Genomic DNA, 21,401 nt, shown 5'->3' on the forward strand with positions numbered 1-21,401 from the left:
TTAACTTTCTTTTGATATTAAGCTAATTAACTCGTCGCCAGCAACCGGTTTAGACCAGTAATAACCTTGCCCTATATCACACCCTAGGGTGGTTAATTTTTCTAATGAAGCTTTGTCTTCTATACCTTCGGCTACCGTTAGTAAACCAAGGTTACCTGCCATACCAATAATTGCAGAGACTAGATTCTCATCATCTTTTGAAGTACATATTGACCTAACAAAAGACCTGTCGATTTTAAGCTTACTAGCATTGAAGTTTCGCAAATAACCAAGGTTTGAATAACCGGTCCCAAAATCATCAATAGCGATGGTTATACCTAATTGACTAATTGCTAATAATTGTTTTTGAATGTGCTCAGTATCGTCAATCAGCAATGACTCGGTTAACTCAAGCTCAAGGGCTTCCGCAGGCAGATTTGCTGAGCTTAACGCATGTTCAATAACAGACTGAAGGCAACCATCTTTAAATTGCATCACCGATAAGTTAACCGCTATCCTCAGATTCTCTAGTCCCGTCTGTCTTTGTTGAGCACAAAACAAACAAGCCTCTTGCAACACCCATGCACCTAATTCATTTATTAAACCACCTTGTTCTGCAATTGGGATAAACTGATCTGGTCCAACAAAACTTCCGTCCTCTTGCGGCCATCTAAGCAAAGCTTCTACAACACATTGGTCACCCGTGGTTAAGTCAATCATTGGCTGATAATTGAGGATGAATTTGTTTGCCCTAATGGCAGGCCGCATCAACTGAAGGAGTTTAAATTTTTCATCGCTGGCTTTGTCTAATTGAGGATGATAATGATGGAAGGTGTTTCGGCCATCTTCTTTTGCCTTATACATTGCAATATCTGCTTTTCGGCAAAGCTCTTTGAAGTCTATACCATGGTCTGGCGACTGGGCAATACCAATAGAGGCAGACACTACTACCTGAGTTTCTAAGACTTCAAATATCGAAGAGCATTGCTCAATTGTCGTTTGAGCTAGCGTGTTTAACTCGTCCTTTTGATTTGAGATGGGTGAGAATACCAAAAATTCATCTCCACCAAAGCGTATCAAGTATTGTTCTTTGCTAAGTGTTTGTTGTATTCGTTGTGTAAGTTTTACCAGTAATTCGTCTCCCGCGGCATGTCCCAAAGCATCATTAACAGGTTTGAAATTATCCAAATCTATAAACAATACCGCTAACGATTGTTGCTTTTGCTGACACACTTTAAGACATCTATTGAATATTGTTTCGCCGTATAGTCTATTGGCCAATTTGGTTAGCGTGTCGTGATGAGCAAGATACTCAATTTGAGCATGACTTTCCTCAACTTTTAAATTTTCTTCATGTAAAGAGAGCATCAAACGTTTAATGTCTTTCACTAAGATATAAACGCTAAACCCGGTAACAATAAAGATGACCAAAACAAAAACTAAGTGCAACCAACTTAGAATGGGTACATTAGGCGTAATTATGCCTTCTAGAGTTAAACAGACAATAATTAAACATTGAGTGATTACAAGCACAAGGACAAAGGCAAATAAACCAACTCCGCCCAATATAGCAGCGAAAATTAATATACCTGGGTAACCTAAAATGGCTAAATCAAATAGACCAGCCCCTGAGAGAGACAACGCGAATAACATTGCCGACATAGATGAAAGTAAAATAGTAGCTGAAGGAATAACTCGATGTTTGTTTGCCATATACAGCGCTATTAGCAAAGAAACAACGCCAGCAGCAAAAATTACTTTTGTGATACCTCTGGATACTAAAAATGACACTAACAAACCAATAGCCGTAGCAACACAAATTTGCATTAAGCGATGGCGTCGAAGCCCGCTTAAGGCTTCGGTTTCTGCATTTAGCCAACTTTTGTTGTTTTGTTGCATTAGCTGTGCGTCTTGGTAGAGATTAAATCACTTTACAGTTAAAAAAACAGAAATCAAATAGTGAAGTTAATTTTCAAAGAATATTAATATTTAATCGAGTTTACATCATAAAGCGTTATCGGCTTTGTACATGATTTAATAAGTACAAATGTGACAAAAATGGTGTGATTAGATAGATTGTATTGTCGAGTGAGTATGCGGAAATATTAAATAAACAAATAAATAAGCAAATGAAAGAAGCAGCTGATGTTGATAAACAACAAAAGCTGCTTTAGTTTTTTTTAGAAATTAACTCTTAGCTGAACGCCAAAGTGACGGTCTGCATCGCGAGGTATTTGATAACGGAAGTTATCACCACTGTATGTGGTTACAAACTTTTCGTCAGTCAGGTTTTTAGCAAACACCGATATACGATATGCGTCATCATCGAACGAAAAGGCGACACTCGCATTTAACAATGCATAGTCAGGTAAAAACGTAACATCACCTGGGCTTGCAGACGTGCCCGGGCCACCAGCATTTATGTCGTCGGTGTAAACATATGAGCCGTTAAAATATACGTCCATATCTTCAAGTTCCATGACATATTCGCCGCTCAATGAATATTTTAAATCAGGCGAGAATGGCAAATCAGCACCAGAATTACCATCACAAGTGGTCAATCCTACAGGGCATCTGAATTCATCAACCACTGCATCAACACTAGACAATCCACCAATTAATAGGAAGTTCTCAGTGGCTTGCCACATAAAATCAACTTCGATACCTTCAGTTGTAATCGAGCCAGCGTTTGTTAAACGAGTAATAAATACACCATCAAGTATTTCGGGGTTGTTGGCTTGAAAACCATCGATATCAGTTCTAAATGCCGCAACATTGACAATTAAATCATTCGTAGCGTATTTGTAACCAATTTCGTAAGCGTCTGATTCTTCCGGACCGATGGGTAAGGTATCTTTTTCAGACATGTTATAAAACACGTTAAACGCAGGGCCTTTATAACCTTGCGAATAAGTTGCATACATCATGCTGTTGTCATTAATATCGTATTGACCACCAAACTTAATCGACACATTACTTTCGTCTGTTTCGCCATCAAAATCGGTACTAAAAGCTCTAACGCCAACGCCTGTGCGGCTATATTGATCATTACTACGGCGGTTGTGTGAAAAGCTAACGTCATCTTGGGTGTAACGGGCACCAAATAGTAAACGTAAATCATCACTTATATGATATTTTGCATCAGCAAAAACGGCCCAGTTTTTAAACTCGGTTTCCATAAATGCAGTGGCACTTACAATATCGTTTGCATTACAGCTTAAGCCCTCGGATGCAATAAAATCGGTAACTTGCTGATCGGTTGGACTTGCTACACCTAATTCGTTTTCGAGATAGGCGCTTATTGCCGCAGGGAATTGTCCATTGTTGTTTTGGCAAGAAGCATCTCGCGTAAAGTTACGCTCTGATTCTTGATTCCACCAGAAAAATCCAGCTTGATAGTCAAAAGCACCGCCCACAGGTGAGGCAATTCTTAGTTCTTGAGATAATTGATTCCATTCTTGCGGGCCAATATCGTGCAATTGAAAGGGTACACCGAATACCGGTAGAGTTGAGTCACCCGCTGTTGAGGTGAAATCGCCTTCACGAAATTCTGTATTATTCCAACTACGATAAGCAGTAATTGAGGTTAAAGTATGGTCGCCAATTTCTTTGTCGACTTGGATAGAAAATGCAGTATGTTCATCTAACGTACGAGTTTCAAAGTCGTGATCAACTTGGCGCTGGTCCAAGTCTAAGTCACCAGGGCCGGAACTGTTTGGTGAAGCTTCAGATTGATGGCGTCCGCTCGGAGCAAGTTCTAAGTCGGCACAACAATTATCATTAGACTTAACATTTTCAAATATGAATAAAATTTCAGTATCGTCTGAAGTGCTGACATCAAGCATGGCTCTAACGCCTTCTTTGTCGTAGCCATTGGTTTGTTCATTCGTAAATACATTTTTAATGTATCCATCGAACTGACTTTTTAAGAAGGTTAAACTACCGTTTACGTTGTCATTAAGTGCGCCTGAAACACGTCCTTTGAGTCTGTATTCGTTATCTTCCATTAGGGTTGCTTCAAACATCCCTTCAAAATCGTCACTCGGGCGTTTTGAAACCATGTTAACCACACCCGCAGATGCATTTTTACCAAATAAGGTGCCTTGCGGGCCTCTTAACACTTCAATGCGTTCTAAATCGTATAAATCGACGAAGGCTTGGCCCGAACGACCCAATACAACGTTGTCAACAACCGTTGATACACTTGGCTCGGCTGCGACACTAAACGAGATGGTACCAACGCCTCTGATTGTGATTGCAGAGTTACGTGTTGTATTCCCCTTTCTAAAGCTCACAGAAGGCACTAAAGCTTGTAGGCCTTCTATGTTGGCTGAAAAAGTTGAATTAATCTGATCTTCTCTTAAAACACTTACTGCAACGGGTACTTCATTAAGATTTTCGACTCGTTTTTGCGAAGTAATTTGTATGACTTCAAAACCTTCTTCTTCTTCTGCCGCTTGTTCTTGTGCGCTAGCCGAAATACTAAAGCTCATGCATGTGGCAAGTGCTAACGCACTAGCAACACATTTGTGTAATTTGCTTGGTTTGAATTCCATCTTGTTCTCCAAGTGATTGATTGTTTTATGCCATAAAACGCATAAGCGATATGGATATAGTGTGTACTGATTATTATTTTTTAACTTCTTTTATATGCATCTTAGTTTTTCTCATGCCACTGGTTAACGTGGCTAATCTTCACTAAGATGTCTTATATAAGATAGAAGATAAATAAAATTTAACTGAAAAGTAAACTATTTGCAAATTAATTGTAAACATGAGGCTAATTATTCGGCAGGGCAGGCTTTCACAGAATTTTCGAGTACCATCAACCATTCATCACCGAACTTATCGATAAACCATTGTCGTATCTCGGAAGACGCATCTTTGAATGCCTGTTTTTCATCGGCGTTAGGGCGATAAATAGTCCCCCCAGCGTCTTCAAATTTTTGGTAGGATTTTGCTTCCTCATTCGCTACCAAATTATTGGCAGCGACTTGTTGTTTGATAAAACCAGCTTGCACTATCTGTTGGATATCAGGCGGTAAAGTTTCCCAAACAGGCTCTGAAAACCACCATAACGTTGCCATGTAAGAGTGCCCGTCCAATACAATATATTTAAGGTGCTCTTCTAGTTTCGCTCCAATGATATCTTGAATACCATTTTTACTACCCTCGACCACTCCTGTGGCTAATGCGGTATAGAGCTCACTCCAAGAAATCGGAGTAGGGTTAGCACCCAATGCCCTAACGAGCTCCTGTTGAATTTCTGCGGGCGTGGTCCTAATCTTTTGACCAACAAGATCATCAGGATGTCGAATGGGTTTATTGGTAGTAGCAAAGTTACGCCAACCGCCGGTATTAGACACACCGATTAACCGCAGATTTAGCCCCTTTTTTAAAACGGTCTCACGCATTTTGTGCAATATGGGTCCATCTAACACGCAAACCGCTTGTTTATCTGAAGTAAATAAATACGGTAAATCCAACACCTGTGCGGGCCCAAAAAAATTGCCGGTGCCACCAGCAGTACTGGGAAACATTTCTAACACACCTTGCTGTAAATTACTTATGCACTCCGGTACGCTGGCACAAAATTGACCGGATGGATAAATAATGACCTCCACCCGCCCATTACTAGCGGTTTCAACGTGCTCCTTAAATGCCATTAAACCAACATAGTCTTCATCTTGTGTCGACGCCTGAATAGCTGCTTTAATAGTAAATTCGGCTTGTGAGCTACTCGCTCGCCATAGGCCAATAATACAAATAACAAATACACATGCGTAAATACTAAGGAGAACGCGCTTTTTAGTTATCATTATGCAAATCCAAACATGCGAGGTAAAGTCATCGTCACTGAGGGGAAGTAAGTGATAATAAATATTACCGCGGCTTCGACCGCCAAAAACGGTAGCATTTCATAGGCGATATTTTCGGTCTTCTCACCCGAGACTGATGCTGATACAAACAGGACTAAACCCATAGGAGGGGTCGCTAAACCGACGGTCAAATTGACGCACATAATAACGGCAAAGTGTAAAGGGTCGATTCCCAGTGATATAAAAATAGGCGCCAGAACCGGCCCGAGAATTAATATCGCAGGACCGGCATCCAAGAACATACCAATAGCGAATAAGAATAAGTTGATAATAAGCAGTAATAGTAAAACGTTTGAGGTAATTTGAATGATTTCACTGGCTAAGGTATCGGCCATGCCCGATACCGTAATAATCCACGCAAAGGTCACTGCTGAACCCACTAACAGTAAAATGGTACCCGATTGAACAGCAGCGCTAATAAGCACTGAAGGCAGTTTTTTGTAGCTTAACGTGCGCGTGATATAAAGTGTAACAATAAGCGCATAGCCTACTGCTATGGCGGCTGCTTCTGTGGGAGTGAATACTCCCAATAAGATGCCGCCCAACAATATCACGGGTGTCATTAATGGTAAAAAAGAACCTTTGAATGCACTTCCGCGTTGTGTCCACGTGGCTTTTTCGTTAGCAACTGGGTAGTTTCGTTTTTTGGCAATTCGATTTGTCACTATCATCAAACCAGCACATATTAGTAATCCAGGCACAATGCCAGCCAAGAACATGCCTGCGACGGATACATTCATAATAAATGCATACAGTATCATGATCCCTGAAGGTGGAATAATAGGCCCAATCACCGACGATGCGGCAGTAATTGCTGCCGCAAATCTGCGGCTATAACCGTTTTCTTCCATTGCCGGTATCAGCATTTTCCCTAACGCTGATGTATCAGCAACTGCAGAGCCAGACAAGCCTGCAAATAATACCGATGATAAGATATTTACTTGGGCTAGACCGCCGCGATAATGGCCTATGAGGGTTTGGCTAAAACGCACAATAGATTGAGTGATACCGCCTTGGTTCATGATTTCGCCAGCTAAGATAAAAAACGGCACCGCCATTAGCGGAAACGAATTCATACCTGAAAATAAACGGTTGACCAGGGCAGACAAATAAACTTGTTGCCCGTCAATCATTAAGCTGACACCGGGGCCTAACAACAACGCAAATACAACCGGAGTACCCGCAATGAGCAATAATATAAAAATCCAAATATAGCTAAGAGACATTAGACTACTCCCTCAGTACTATTCATATCATTATTTAAAGGAACAGTGCAGTAGTGAATGAGTTTTTCTATTCCCACTAAAAATAACGAGGCAAACACATAAGGCATGCATAAATAGATGTAAAACAGAGAAATTGGCACAGAGGCAGCATTTATTGACATGCCATTACTAACAAAACCCACACTATACTTAAAAAACTGGAAAGTAATAATCAAAACCAACAGCGTAATAATAATTTCAGCAATTCTTTGCATGCCTTTTGGTAATGCTTCGTGAAACATGTCTATGGATACATTCAAATGATGCAAATAAGCCCAAGGGGCTACAAGACAAGCAATCCATACCATTGCAAATTTTGATAGTTCTTCAGTCCAGGTTAAGGAATCATTCAGAATATAACGAAAACCTACTTGCGCAATGATCATGAGAACCATCATCGCTAATAATATTCCTGCGGAGTTTTTCCCTATTGTGGCATTGATATTATTCAATTGCCCCAGAGGTTTATTGATAGTTTTCAACACTTTTGTAATAGTACTTAGCATTGTTATTTTGCTCCAGTTGAGCGGCAATCTATTGTTGCAATTGGGCTAAATCTTTACGGTTTTTGTGGCCAGTAGCTTTCTACTTCTGGCTGGATATTATTTTTTAATGCTTCTACATGTTCAATAATAGGGCCTAAAGGTATGTGTTTGCCACTTTTTACAAACACAGCCATGTCGTCTAAGGCTAGTGTTAATTTTACATGCTGACAAGCTTTATAGTTTTTGCCACTCGGATAATGCAACCATTCGCCGTCGGGGAAATACACGTCAACCTCATTATGCTCATTCGTACACGGTGCAAAAAGAATATCTTCGCCTAACATAAATTGCATTTCAAAAGAATGCGCAATACGATCTTGAGGAAAAGCAATTGGCATGGCTCGCATAACCGGAAGACCCGTTGCATTCGCTTGTTGCGTACACTCATATAAATATGGCAGCAGTTGATAGCGCAATGCTATGGCTTTATTAACTGCAGTTTCGGCAGCTTTACCATAACTCCATGGCTCACGTTGACCAATACCGTGTAAACGCATGTGTGCTGAAAATACAGCCGCCTGTGCCCAGCGCACAAATAAAATAGGGTCTCTAGTGTCTTTGTAAAAGCCACCTATATCGGTTGCATAGTATGGCGCTCCTGACATTCCCCAAGACAACGCACCACGAATACTCCCAATTAGGCCACCCCAATCCGCTTGCGGGTCCCCACCCCATTGGCTAGGGTATCGCTGAGAGCCGGCCCAAGCAGAACGGCTGAATAAAAACGGTCCAGACTGACAATACTTTTCTGCTGCTTGATACACGCAGCGGTTGTAGAGCATGCTATAGGCATTATGTAAGCGTATACCCGAGTCACCATTGTGAGCCAGCATGTTCTCGTCTTCTAATTGCTCGCCAAAATCTGCTTTGATCATATCAACGCCTAGGTCGAATAAAGGCTTGTGAGATTCTAACCAGAATTGAAAAGCACCGGGGTGAGTGAAGTCTACAATGCCTGATTCAGGTAAAGGTGTTAAAACTTCTGCAAAGGCACTTTGGTCCCATTGATATCGATATGCTTCGTTGGTGCGCTTATCCTTAATTAACCAGCCGTTTTTAGCCATTTTATCAAAGAGCTTGTTTTCGACCGACACTAATGGATATTCCCATACGCATACTTTAAAGTGCTGCGCCTTTAGTTCATTGATGACGGAGGCGGGGTTGTCATAACGTTTTGGATCCCATTCAAAAGCAAAACGAGTATCGGTGTCTTGCCAAGCTCGTCCGTCAAGCGTAATCACATCGCATGGCATATGTTTTTGCCGCACATCTTTTGCTGTTGCTAACAATTCGGGTACATCTTTGTAGTATGCTTTCGATAAAATCACACCCAAGCTCCACAATGGTGGTACAGGCGCCTTGCCAGTTAGCGATGTATAGGAATTTATAATGTGTTTACCGTCTTTTCCAGCAAACAAAAACAAGTCCAAATCTTCATCTTCAACCAACAAACTGTATGCGCGCTGAGACCAAGCGGCATGACCTACCGAGTGAGTGACCGCTGCAGGAGTATGCACAAATACTCCCCAACCTTCAGGACTCCATGCAAACGGTGTGTTCTTATACGATATTTCTGCGTTTACGCCGAGCGCATCGTGGTTATATGAACGAATCAATTGCCCTCGTTTATTTAGCGAAGACCATTTTTCACCTAAGCCAAAAACGGCTTCTTCGGGTCCTAAATCCAAGCTGATTAGCCACCCTTCGCTGGTTTTTGCCAGTGGTGGTAATCGGTATTGCCTTACAAAGTGCCCATCGTTTGGTGTCTTTTGAACAAGCTTGTCTGCTCGCTTCCATTCAAAGGCAAAAGGTTGTTTTTGTATTTTGACAGTGTCATGTTTGGTAGCAATAATGAAATGACTGGGAGTTTCTTGAATTGATTTTGTGGCGTCATTTTTAACAGGAGAAATAATAATGCCATAGTCAAAATTGTCAGACATTTTTTTGGATGAGGATTGCAAACGCAACCCCAATGAACTTAACGATAAAGTTAATTGGCCTTGTGTGGTATCAAGTGAGACTGAACCATCGCCTAAAACGCTCACATTTTTAACAGCACACTGCTGTATATTATCCCAATTTGGCGCACTCGCTTTTAACACATTAATATCCGCGATTTATTCTTATATAAGATATAAGTTATATCCGTACAAAAACTTTGTCAATTGATAATACATTTTTGTCTCTATCCTCTTTTACAAATTAAATTAGTGTGTGTTGCATGTATTACTTGAATTCCAGTGCGGCTTAATATTAGTCTATAGCTTAATACAAATATGGAAAGTCATGAAAAAAATCGAATTTGACGATAAATTGAATAAGCCAAGCTTGGCTTTTCAACCACTATACAAACAAGTAGAAGAGCACGTAAAGCAGCTGATAATTGAGCGCCGATGGAACCCAGGTGAAGCCCTACCGAATGAGTTTCAATTAGCTGAAGAACTGGGCGTGAGCCAAGGCACTGTGCGTAAAGCCCTTAATGGATTGACAGCGGCAAAAATTCTTACTCGCCAGCAAGGTGTGGGCACATTTGTCTCTGAACATAATACGCAACAGAGTTTATATCGTTTTTTCCCGCTTATCGCTGACGGTAAGCATCCAGAGTTACCCGCTGCAACGCTTGTTTCATTGGCAATAGAAAAAGTCTCGCCGATTGTTTTGAAGCAACTTGGTTTATCAGAAAAAGACAAAGTAATACATTTAGTTCGCCAACGACTGCTAGATAGTCAAGTTTGTATTCACGAATCTATCTTTTTACCCTATAAATACTTTGAATCGTTAATGAACGAAACAGAGCTTCCTCATACCCTTTATCATTATTATCAGCAGAGCTTTAATCTGACAGTGCAAAAAACCCAAGATAGCATAAAGGCAGTGTTAGCCGATGCAGAGACAGCAAGGTTTTTAGATATTGCAGAAGGTGATCCTTTACTTGAGGTACAGCGCGTTACCCAAACGATTGACGATAAGATTATCGAGTACCGCGTCAGCAAGTGCCTTAGTGATAAGTATCATTATTTTGTTGAACTTAGTTAAAAAGTGAAACCAGCTAACTATTCGGGCTTAAACACTCCAATCACATTAGCGTTAGATTTATTTGCGGCTTTTACTTCGTCATTAGTTTGTGTTTCGGCGTAGTCACATTTGACGCAAGCAAGCTTTTCTACATTGTTTTCGAAATACAACATCAAAGTATCCATAGCGCCGCACTCAGGGCATTTTGCACCAGCGATAAAACGTTTTTTAGTTTTCTTGCTCATCTCTATCATTTAAATTAAGTATTTTAGTCAGTTTTTATACCTAATTGTCTTCATAAATGATCACTCAGCCCTGAGTTTAAGCTTCAATCAATACCTGCGCTAGATTTACTTAGTACGAGCGTCTACATACTTAAAGTTTTGCATACCATCGTCATTAAAACCGTCCTGTACGACAAGAAGTCCCGAGGGGAAACCTGGCAATGGGGTTGACGTAACGGCTAAACCATCGGTTTCTTGCGCACCATCTATTGCATCAGTTGCATTGACTCTAAAGCGATCGACGAAGCGATAAGGAGGCTCTAATGCATAAGTTGCAAAACTGTCATTACCCTGTGAAGAAACAAACAGTAAGCCACTATTACCGGCCCTTGCATGATATATATCCATGCCTTCTACGTCTGCAACAATGCCGTTTTGACCGTCTATTACATCCACTAAGTCAACTTGTCCGGTGCTAGGGTTCAAGGCCCAGACACCGTGATTTTCTTCCCCAACAAAAAGTCTGCCGTTTGTATCATCCATGACGCAACCTTCAAGTTGTGAATCAAATTGATAAGAAAAGACAAGCGAGGGCGTATCTTTGATGTACTCACCAAATTTGTATTGTTCGAGTAGTCCATCTTTATATGTCACAATCGCAAATAATTGATCAGTGTGTTGCCCTAAACAAAAACCATAAGGCTCTTCTTTTACGCCGAAGCTACCAACGATTGTTATGCCGCTTTCATCGATAGTGGCAAGACCAACTGTATTGTCAGAACGGTCTGAAAAGGCGACTAGGTCGACGCTTTCTCCATCCAAACTAACCCTCTGACGTAAATCTACATTATTTGGTCGACCATGCTCGACAAACTGCACAAGCTGGCCCTGCAGATCATAAACACCTAAGCCTTTTTGTTTGTCGGTACCAACGATTAAGCTTTTACTTTTGTCATTGGGATGAATCCATATAGTTGGATCATCAGCGGCATCATCGCTTGATACTACCGGTGTAGTTTCAACTTTTGCGGGGTACGCCAATACATTTGCAGTATCAGCATATTCGATTTTATTGCGATCGACACTTTCACTGCATCCCAAAGTCGCTACAGCAGTTGATATCAAGAAAAAATTGCCTAATGAACGTTTTGTAAAATACATATGCATTAGTTACCTTTTAAAAGTTGACCGAAACGCCAATTCGACCTGTCCATGAATATGTTTCATATTGCAGTAGTCTATTTCGGTCAGGACCTCTTTGATAGGCAACATAATCGGTATCGTTTAAGTTAGCGATTTTAGCGAATACTTGTATGTCTTCTGATACGTTATAGTTTGCTGACAAATCAATTTTCACTTGATCTTGCACCCAACGGTCCTCGTCGGCACTACCGCCTAACTCATCTAAATAATCATCGCGGTATGAATAGGTCAAACGTGTAGAAAAGTCGCCTACTTCATACCCTAATGTCGCGTTATAAGTACTTTCAGAGGTTGATGGTAATACGATAGTTCGTTCACCTATGTCACCTTCGGTGTCGGTGTATGTGTAGTTAAAACCAACAATTAAGCCAGAATCAAAAATTTGGTTGTAAGCAAATTCGAAACCAGCAACAGTTGCGCTTTCACCATTTTGTGGGATGACAGCCTCTTCAAAATTAAAACCATTGTATACGCCGTTATATGGCGCGTCATCAGGGCCAAATTCTCTTTCAAAAATAAAATTATCAATATCTTTATAGAAAAGACCAGCTTGCACAACACCAGTATCAGAGAAGTAATATTCGATACTTAGGTCGAGGTTATTGGCCTCATACGGTTTAAGCTCTGGATTACCTGCTTCGACTTCAAAGTCTTCGTTTGTTTCCAACCGTGGCGCCAGGTTACTTAGTTTTGGGCGCACTATTGATTGATAAAAACCTGCACGAAGCAACACGTCTTCTTGTAGATGATATGTTAACGCAACAGAAGCCAACAAATTAGAATAGTCATTTTCAAATGAACTTGTGCTAACAGTTTCTGCATCGCCGTCAACACTATTACCAGTCATTTTATTGTCAGTTTGTTCATAACGAAAACCGCCTATCACTTTGAGTAAGTCGGTTTCATATTCACCTTGTACATACAACGCTAATATGTTTTCTTCGATGTTAAAGTCATCAAGTGCAGAATCCACTACTAAACGTTCAACGTCGCCAAAACTGCTCAAATTCTGATTGTTAAAACTTCGGGTTGCTGCAATTGCGGGCACAGGACCAATATCGAACAAATCATAACTAGCTGCTTCGCTGACTAAATTAAGTGTGTAAGCATCAAAATCAGAATACTCGATAATTTCTACATCGGTATCAATTTCGTTTTGGCGGTATTTAGCGCCAAACTGAAATTCAGCCTCAGCGTCACCTGCTAACTCGAATTCTTTTTCAGCATTAAATTGCAAAGTAGTTTCTTGTTTATCGGCTAAACCATTTACGATCTCTAGCTTATCGAGTTCGTATATTGAGCCGTCATTAAAGTCTACATTAGGCGAGTTGGCAACAAAAGGTGTAAACTCGAGGTTACTATAATCAAAACTGACCGATAGCTCATCTGTATCATCAAAATCACGTCTAAAACGCGTAGGATCTTGGGTGCGATATTCGTGCTCAGATGCTTCAGCATAACTTATAGCATAGTCCATTTCCCAGTCGTCTTTTAGTTCAGTTTCACCACCAAACTCAAACGTTTTAATGATTTGCGATTCGTAGCGATCTTTTGCGCCTCTGCGTACTGAAATTTCGCCGTCTTGTGATAAAAATGTCACGCTATCGCCGGAACTAGTAGACGGTTCCTCGTCCATTTCAAATACTAAACGACGACGGGATTCTAAATCGTCAAACTTTGAATACAAGGTACGCAAATATAGTTCAGTATTGTCAGTTGCAGCGTAGTCAAAAGTAAGTGAAACGCCAGTACGGTCACGAGTAACGTCGTAATCTCGGTATTCAACGGCTTCTGCATAAACAACACCATCGTCAGTTTCGCTCCAGCCGTCCATTTCTAGATTGTCAGTGGACGTTTTGCGAGAAGAATGTTTAAACCCACCCGCAACCCCCAACTTGTCATTAATTTTACGTGAGAAATCAATACCAAATTCTGGAGATGTTTCGCCGTTTAGATCATTATAACTTGCCAAGGCTTGGACTTTGACAAAGTCTTCTCGATTGTTTGCGGATATCGTGTTTATGCGAATGGTGGCACCGATTGTGTCGGCATCCATTTCCGGTATTAAGGTTTTGATGACTTCGATAGATTCGACTAACTCAGAAGGGATAACGTCTAAAGCGACGGCTCGGGTATCGCCTTCAGGCGCGGGTAGACGAACGCCATTTACATTTGCAGAGTTTAGCTCCGGGTCTAAGCCTCTTACTGAAATAAATCTCCCTTCACCTTGGTCATCCAATACATTTACACCTGCAAGACGACGCACTGCCTCAGCAACATTTTGGTCTGGCAGTAATCCAATCGTCGCGTTAGTCACAATGCTTGAAATAGTATCCGCTTCGCGCTGTTGTTCTAAAGCAGACATCAGCATCCCACGTTGACCAACCACTTTAATTGTTTCAACTTCTTCTTGGTTTGTTTTGACCTCTTCTTGTGCATATGCTGAACAAGACAATGCAGCCGCAATAGCGGCACTTAAAATAGTAACCTTAGACATAACGCTTTCCTTTAAAAATTTGCGACGAGTATATAAAGGGTTTCTTAATCTTAAGTTACATATATGAGACATTTTGATGACAATGCTCTGTTTGTGACGCAAACACCTTCCTTTATTAGTCTTGTGACGCGTTTGTGAGAGGTACATATATTTGTCATAAAAACACATTATTTCTGTCATAAAAAAATAAGAACAGTGTCACAATTCACTGTTATCGTTTGCTCAGTATAGTCCGAATAAGCAATGTAATATGACTGAACATTTATTCTTATATTTGGTTTTAGGTGTCGTAGGCATTTGGTGTTTACGCAGAGTTTTTATTAGGTTGCAGTTGTCTGTCGCTAAGCATCCCTCGCTCCGTGGTCATGCAAAAATGTCACGCCGATTTGCAAAGTTAGTTCCTTATTTTAGCTACAACAAGCATACTTTTTTTGCCAGTGATATGGCACCGAATCGTGTCGCTTCTCAGCGAGCGAAGGCTTTGGTGGAGTTAACAAATTCTATTGAAATGAAGTACGGCAAAACAATGGATTACACACGGTCGTTGACTGAGTGTATATCTGATGTGAGATTTACAAATAACTACAGAGTACCTTTTCCTTACCGAGAGCAGTTGCCACTTGCATTAAAAGCAACGCCAGTGGCTGATGAATCATCCGGTACTAAAATTAAAGACATTGATGGCAACTGGCGACATGATTTATTTGCCTCTTATGGAGTGAATGTTTTTGGTTACGATTTTTATAAAGCTTGCATGCGAGAAGGCAGTCAGTTGGTCGAAAAGCTTGGTCCTGTGCTTGGGCCTTATCATCCTTTAATAAAGGACAATGTAGAAAGATTAAAAGAAATTTCGGGTCTAGATGAAGTCTCTTTTCATATGTCAGGCACTGAAGCCGTCATGCAAGCAGTGAGATTGGCACGTTACCACACGGGTAAAACACATTTAGTCAGATTTTGTGGCGCTTATCATGGTTGGTGGGATGGTGTTCAACCTGGGATAGGTAACCAACGCAAAACTAATGATGTTTACACCCTAGCTGATCTTAGCGAGAAAACAATCCGAGTGTTATCAACGCGCAACGATATTGCCTGTGTATTGATTAACCCCATGCAAGCTTTTCATCCCAATTCTGATTCTCCTAGCGACGCTACCTTAATTGTCAGCGATCGTCAGACTAATTTTGACAAAGCGGTTTATACAAAATGGTTACAGAAAATAAGAAATATATGCAGTGAACGTGGAATAGTCTTAATTTTTGACGAGGTATTTACTGGTTTCAGGCTGAGCTATCAAGGCGCTCAAGGCTATTTTGGTGTAAAAGCTGATTTGGTGACTTATGGAAAAACACTGGGAGGAGGCTATCCCATCGGCGCCGTTTGCGGATTGAGTCATTTAATGAAGCGCTATCGAGATAATGCACCTGCGGATTTGTCTTTTGCACGCGGAACATTTAATTCTCATCCTGCGGTTATTGGCGCGATGAATGTTTTTCTTAAACGTATTGCTGAAGATGATATTCAGTGCATATATCGTAATGCAGAGTCTGTATGGAACAAAAGAGTACAATCTCTAAATACCCAGCTAGAGCAGGAAAATTTGCCTCTTAAGTTAAGCAATATGCATTCAATTATTAGTGTGTTGTACAAAAAGCCCTCTCGATACAACTGGATGTTTCAATTTTATCTCAGAGCTGAGGGTCTTGAGCCGGGTTGGATTGGCACCGGTAGATTTATTATGAGTCTTGACTACAGCGATGATGATTTTGCAGAGGTAAGCGAAAAATTGATTGCTGCAGCCCATAAAATGGATGCTGCAGGCTGGTGGTGGCACGACGGTCAAACTACCAACAAACAGCTAAAACGCATGTTTTTGAACGATATGTTGTCTGCTAAGTTCCCTAAATTGGCGGGTCTGGTCGGAAACAAAGCAAATCCCGAAGAAGATATTAACGACCAAGCTGTATCACTGTAGGAGCATTTAGTTATGGCTAGAGATGATTTGATACCCTTAGATGGCAATTTTAGAAAAAAAATTGCCGATGAATTTAAGCACTATCTAGCACAAGAAAGCACTCGTTTTGATAAAGACAACTGTTTGAAAATTGACCTGCATTGCCATGATGAAAACAGCGATGTACCCGATGAACTTTGGGGTCGAATATTGCGTGTGCCGGAGACGTGGCTAAAAACAAAAAAATTAGTAAAACGCCTGGAAAAAACGGGCTGTACAGTAAATACAGTCACTAATCATAATAATGCACGTTCATGCTGGGACCTACAAGATAAGGGTATTGACGTGCTACCTGCCGCCGAATTTACCTGCTATTTCGATGAATATAACTTATACCTGCATGTATTAACTTATGGCTTTGATCGTGAACAGGAAAAGGTACTAAATAAAAAAAGGCAGGATATTTATGATTTTCTTAGGTACGCCACCGAAAAAGATATACCAGTTATTTTGCCACACCCACTTTATTTTTATACTGAAAATGAAAACATAGATTTTGAGTTGTTTGAAAAATTAGCAGTAATGTTTCAACGCTTTGAAGTGCTGAATGGGCAAAGAGATTTATGGCAAAGTGTATTGACCCTAAATTGGACTCAAAGCTTGACCCCAGAAAAGATAAGAGCATATGGGAAAAAACACAATCTCAATCCTGCTGATTTTGGTGTTGACCCAGACCAAGCTAAAGTATTGACGGGTGGTTCTGATGACCATATGGGTATTTTTGTTGGCGACTGCGGCTCATGGTTGTATGTCGAAAATTTGAAGCAGCGCTTAGAGACGCAAAAACCCTCTGAATTAGCCTTAGAAGCGATAAAAAAAGGAAATGTTTCACCTTTTGGCGTAGTGCTAGAAAACGAAAAATTACAAATTGCCCTGCTTGATTACTTTGCACAAGTCGCAACAAAAATGAAAGACCCGGGTTTGTTTCGGCTTATGTTTCATAGAGGCGAACTAAAAGACAAAGTATCGTGCTTTGTTATCGCAAATGTATTTTTGGAGTTGCAAAAGCGCAAGAATATAAACAAATTTCTTAATTTTGTAAGTGATACATTACGCGGCAAAAAGCCGGGCAAACTCGTCAAATGGCAGGTTCATAAAGATTATAGATTTTGCATCGATTACCTTGAGCAAATTGCTGACGCCAACCAACTACCACAAAGAGAGTTTGCTGGTAAAGTGAATGAGTCTATCCACAAAATGTTTAACGAGTTGTGTTTGCTAGTGGTGCAAAGGCTAAGAAAAGCGAGTCCCCAAACCAACCAAACTTTAATTAAAGGCTTATTTACTGAAGATTTTGCTGGGCAAATCGAAATGCCTAGTCAACTGTCAGTATTGTTTTATGGTAATCACAAAAAAGACAGTAATTCTGAAGGTGATATAGGGTCACTCATTGATAATTTGGCATTTCCACTACTTATACTGTTGGTTATTTTATCAACTATGGTAGCCAGTACCAGAGTCTTATATGCCAACCGTCGTTTTTTGAACCGTTTTTCTGACTATATAGGAAAAGGATGCCACCAAAAAAGAGCGCTTTACCTTACCGATACGCTCTGTGATAAAAATGGTGTGTCTAATTCGTTATCAGGCAAATTGAAAGAAATACAAAAGTACGACTATCCGGTAGATTTTTTGATTTGTCATGAATCAGCCAAGTCTGAACCACATTTACACGTTGTCAAACCTATTACCTCATTTTGTGCCCCAGACTACGGTGAGCAAGAAATAAGGGTGCCGGATTTATTAGAGATATGTAAGATTTTTTACGAAGGTGGGTATGACAGAATTGTTTGTTCTACAGAAGGTCCTATGGCGGTTGTCTCTTTATTGATTAAATTCAAATTTAATGTGCCCTCGTATTTCTTTATGCATACAGACTGGATGGATTTTATTAAAGAAACCACTGACCTCAACAAGTATCAAAGAGACCGTATTCGCAGAATTTTCAGAGCGCTATATCAGCAATTCGATGGTATTTTCACTTTAAATAGTGACCATAAAGCATGGCTGAGTGGTTATGAAATGGAATTGGACCCAAATAAGATATTCATGACTGCTCATCACGCCCAGCCAGCAACGTCAAACGTTATCCCGGTAAATAAACAGGCACTTTTTGCCGATGCGACCCAACACACGCCCATTTTGTTTGTTGCTTGCAGAGTCAGTCGGGAAAAAGGTTTGTTTGAGCTGCCAGACTTATTGGCACGAGTAAAAAAACATATTCCAGATATTAAGTTAGTGATTGCGGGACAAGGGCCTGCAGAGGAAGAACTTAAACAAGTTATGCCTGAAGCAAAATTTTTAGGATGGTTGGATAAACAAACCTTAGCCAGTATGTATGCGGGCCTAGATTTGTTTGTTTTTCCTTCTCAGTTTGACACCTTTGGGAATGTCATTTTGGAATCTTTTGTAAATGGCATGCCTGCAATCTCATATAACTGCAAAGGACCTAAAGATATTATCCAAAACAATATCAGTGGATATTTGGTCGATTCACCCGAACAAATGGCCGACAAAATTGTTGAGTATTTTTCTTCCGTTGAAACCAAACAAGTTATGAAATTGGCCGCAAAAGCGCGCGCTGATGAATATCAAGCAGAGCCCATAATGAAAAAGTTTCTGAGCGATATGGGGCTTGAAGTAGAGCCCATTGCGGCTGAAGTAGGATAAGCTGTTTTGAATAAAACCACGACTCTGAATAAACCAGTTGAACAATTAACCTTCTCTGAACAGTTAAATTTTATTTTGACTAACCGTATACCGCGTCAATTTCTAACGCGATTTGTTGGATTCATAAGCCAAATTGAAAATCGCTATTTGGCCTCGATGTTAATTTACTTATGGAAGCAGTTTGCACCCGATTTAAATTTTGATGAAGCAAAAGAGAATAAGTTTACCAGTCTAAGAGCCTGTTTTATTAGAGAGTTAGTAGATGGGGCTCGCGAGTGCGATCCTGACCCAGACATAGTCACTAGCCCTTGTGACGCCATTATTGGCGAATTTGGTAAAGTAAAAAATGGCCAGTTGTTTCAAGCCAAGGGCTTTCCGTATCTGTTAAAAGATCTAATACCTGAGCAGTTGGAATCGCAAAAATTCAGAGATGGTGTGTACATTACGCTGAGATTAAAATCTAGCATGTATCATCGTTTTCATGCCCCCACTGATGCGAAAGTGAATAAGCTTAGCTATATTTCTGGCGATACTTGGAACGTGAACCCCATTGCACTTAAAAAAATTCCTGGACTATTTTGTTTAAACGAAAGGGCGGTAGTGCCTTTGCAGCTAACACCCGGCAGGGGGAGCATCACTTTAGTACCAATCGCAGCGATTTTAGTAGCTAGTATGAAGTTTAATTGTCTAAGTCAGGCTTTGGATATGCGGCATAAAGGTCCAAATGAATTTAGCTGTAATCATCATTATAAAAAAGGCGACGAAATGGGGTATTTTCAACATGGTTCAACCATCATTATCTTTGCTAGCAAGGAATATCAATTCACTTCACAAGTTAAAAGTGGTGCCCGCATCAATATGGGTGTGCCCTTATTTATGTTTGACAATAATCTATCGAAAATGGAGAGTTTATCATGACGTTTTTACAAGAGTTACAACAACAGAGATGGGATGATCATCGTTATTATCATCACAACAGAATAAATCAGACATTACATTTACTGAGTGCATGCTGCTTTGTATTGAGCTATGTGCTGGTTTTTATTAATCCTGTCATTGCTGTTTTAGTTGGTTGGCTATTGGCCATGACCTTGCGTCAAACTGGTCATTTCTTTTTTGAACCGCAAACTTATGATGAAGTCAATCAAGCCACTCACGACTATAAAGAGAGTGTTAAGGTTGGTTACAATCTGTTTCGTAAGGTAGTGCTGTATGCTTTTTTTGTCGGTATGCCCGCGTTGTTAATCATTTCGCCTGATTTTTTCGGCTTATTGACCGCACATCAAGATTTCTACGGTATCATCAATAATGTCGCCATTGTTTGGTTGTTAGTTGGTATTGGGGCCGTGCTATTTAGGACTATTCATTTATTTTTTATTATGGGTATTCAGTCTGGTTTAGTTTGGGCGACTAAAATACTAACCGACCCTTTTCATGACATTAAAATTTATCATAAAGCGCCTTATTTTTGGGCTAAAGGTGAAATGTACGATGATATGTCTGATTGGTATGAAGATACGCCACAAGAAACAGTGACGCATAGCTAAAAAATCAAGACCCACAAAAATTTAAACCAAGTTGTAGGTAAAAGGACTCAGCAGAATCTTTTTACTGCTTCTTGGTTTAAGGGTATATTGTGCGACAAGATTATCGTCAAGTAGCACATCAAATTTCATGAAACAAACAACAATAACAACTAGTTTTAGAATTCTCGTCTTGTTATCTCTGCCCTTCTTTTTATTTTCTTGTGTTACAAACACTCAATTAAAGCCACCCGAGTCAAAAAATGAAATTACGGTTGTTGTCGATTTCATGTCGATAGAAGGTTATTTTTATGAAGGGGTAATACCTAGCCAAGAAGTAGCAAAAGTAGTTGCTAACGAGGTGTGCGAAAACAAAGAATTTTATGAATTTACAATAACATCGAGAACACAAGGCTTGTCTAAGTTTTCGGCTGGATGTTCGATCGACGAGGGAGAAAGTTTTAAATCATTAACTTTTTACCGCAGATCTGCTGGCCAATACAATGTATCTCAAATTCAAGGCTTTTCACTTTAACGAGTACTTTAGTGACAAGCTCTTCACTTATTGCCAAAATGATTGGCTAGAGCGC

At 40.2% G+C, this 21,401-nt stretch carries 15 protein-coding genes; 6 read left to right on the plus strand and 9 right to left on the minus strand.

Features of this window, described 5'->3' with window-relative positions; translation table 11 throughout:
• The 6 genes from RM552_RS09950 to RM552_RS09975 all read right to left on the minus strand — a co-directional run bounded on the left by RM552_RS09950 (position 1) and on the right by RM552_RS09975 (position 9,776).
• On the minus strand, positions 1-1,878 hold the full coding sequence (locus RM552_RS09950; protein ID WP_311368681.1) for a putative bifunctional diguanylate cyclase/phosphodiesterase: 1,878 nt from the start codon (positions 1,876-1,878) through the stop codon (positions 1-3).
• A gap of 281 nt (positions 1,879-2,159) precedes the next feature.
• The gene (locus RM552_RS09955) at positions 2,160-4,535 is read right to left on the minus strand and encodes a TonB-dependent receptor (protein ID WP_311368682.1); all 2,376 of its coding nucleotides are present in this window, start codon (positions 4,533-4,535) and stop codon (positions 2,160-2,162) included.
• A 228-nt stretch (positions 4,536-4,763) separates the two neighbouring features.
• Positions 4,764-5,798 carry a TRAP transporter substrate-binding protein gene (locus RM552_RS09960; protein ID WP_311368683.1) on the minus strand — a complete coding sequence of 345 codons (1,035 nt, stop codon included), beginning with the start codon at positions 5,796-5,798 and terminating at the stop codon, positions 4,764-4,766.
• Positions 5,798-7,084 (minus strand): TRAP transporter large permease, encoded by a 1,287-nt coding sequence (locus RM552_RS09965; RefSeq protein ID WP_311368684.1) that lies wholly within the window; start codon positions 7,082-7,084, stop codon positions 5,798-5,800. Before RM552_RS09965 ends, RM552_RS09960 begins: the two co-directional genes overlap by 1 nt.
• Complete coding sequence (locus tag RM552_RS09970; RefSeq protein ID WP_311368685.1) at positions 7,084-7,629, minus strand: TRAP transporter small permease; 546 nt, start codon at positions 7,627-7,629, stop codon at positions 7,084-7,086. Before RM552_RS09970 ends, RM552_RS09965 begins: the two co-directional genes overlap by 1 nt.
• 53 nt (positions 7,630-7,682) lie before the next feature.
• The gene (locus RM552_RS09975) at positions 7,683-9,776 is read right to left on the minus strand and encodes a glycoside hydrolase family 31 protein (protein ID WP_432277208.1); all 2,094 of its coding nucleotides are present in this window, start codon (positions 9,774-9,776) and stop codon (positions 7,683-7,685) included.
• A 178-nt stretch (positions 9,777-9,954) separates the two neighbouring features.
• On the opposite strand from RM552_RS09975, the gene RM552_RS09980 reads away from it, so the two are divergent.
• On the plus strand, positions 9,955-10,704 hold the full coding sequence (locus RM552_RS09980) for a GntR family transcriptional regulator (protein WP_311368686.1): 750 nt from the start codon (positions 9,955-9,957) through the stop codon (positions 10,702-10,704).
• 17 nt (positions 10,705-10,721) lie between these two features.
• Here RM552_RS09980 and RM552_RS09985 read toward each other — a convergent pair whose 3' ends face one another.
• From RM552_RS09985 to RM552_RS09995, 3 genes are all read right to left on the minus strand, one after another.
• Complete coding sequence (locus RM552_RS09985) at positions 10,722-10,928, minus strand: YheV family putative zinc ribbon protein (protein ID WP_311368687.1); 207 nt, start codon at positions 10,926-10,928, stop codon at positions 10,722-10,724.
• Between the two features lie 105 nt (positions 10,929-11,033).
• Positions 11,034-12,074, minus strand: coding sequence for a phytase (locus RM552_RS09990; protein WP_311368688.1), 1,041 nt, complete (start codon positions 12,072-12,074; stop codon positions 11,034-11,036).
• Between the two features lie 10 nt (positions 12,075-12,084).
• Complete coding sequence (locus tag RM552_RS09995; protein WP_311368689.1) at positions 12,085-14,607, minus strand: TonB-dependent receptor; 2,523 nt, start codon at positions 14,605-14,607, stop codon at positions 12,085-12,087.
• A 250-nt stretch (positions 14,608-14,857) separates the two neighbouring features.
• On the opposite strand from RM552_RS09995, the gene RM552_RS10000 reads away from it, so the two are divergent.
• From RM552_RS10000 to RM552_RS10020, 5 genes are all read left to right on the plus strand, one after another.
• Positions 14,858-16,579, plus strand: coding sequence for an aminotransferase class III-fold pyridoxal phosphate-dependent enzyme (locus RM552_RS10000; RefSeq protein ID WP_311368690.1), 1,722 nt, complete (start codon positions 14,858-14,860; stop codon positions 16,577-16,579).
• Between the two features lie 12 nt (positions 16,580-16,591).
• Positions 16,592-19,288 carry a glycosyltransferase gene (locus tag RM552_RS10005; protein WP_311368691.1) on the plus strand — a complete coding sequence of 899 codons (2,697 nt, stop codon included), beginning with the start codon at positions 16,592-16,594 and terminating at the stop codon, positions 19,286-19,288.
• Positions 19,289-19,294: 6 nt separating this feature from the next.
• Positions 19,295-20,206 (plus strand): archaetidylserine decarboxylase, encoded by a 912-nt coding sequence (asd, locus tag RM552_RS10010; protein ID WP_311368692.1) that lies wholly within the window; start codon positions 19,295-19,297, stop codon positions 20,204-20,206.
• Positions 20,203-20,835 carry an Mpo1-like protein gene (locus RM552_RS10015; RefSeq protein ID WP_311368693.1) on the plus strand — a complete coding sequence of 211 codons (633 nt, stop codon included), beginning with the start codon at positions 20,203-20,205 and terminating at the stop codon, positions 20,833-20,835. Before asd ends, RM552_RS10015 begins: the two co-directional genes overlap by 4 nt.
• Positions 20,836-20,962: 127 nt before the next feature.
• Positions 20,963-21,346 carry a hypothetical protein gene (locus RM552_RS10020; RefSeq protein WP_311368694.1) on the plus strand — a complete coding sequence of 128 codons (384 nt, stop codon included), beginning with the start codon at positions 20,963-20,965 and terminating at the stop codon, positions 21,344-21,346.
• The last annotated feature ends 55 nt before the right edge of the window (positions 21,347-21,401 follow it).

It is taken from the genome of Glaciecola petra (assembly GCF_031846345.1).
GTDB classification, from domain to species: Bacteria; Pseudomonadota; Gammaproteobacteria; order Enterobacterales; family Alteromonadaceae; genus Glaciecola; species Glaciecola petra.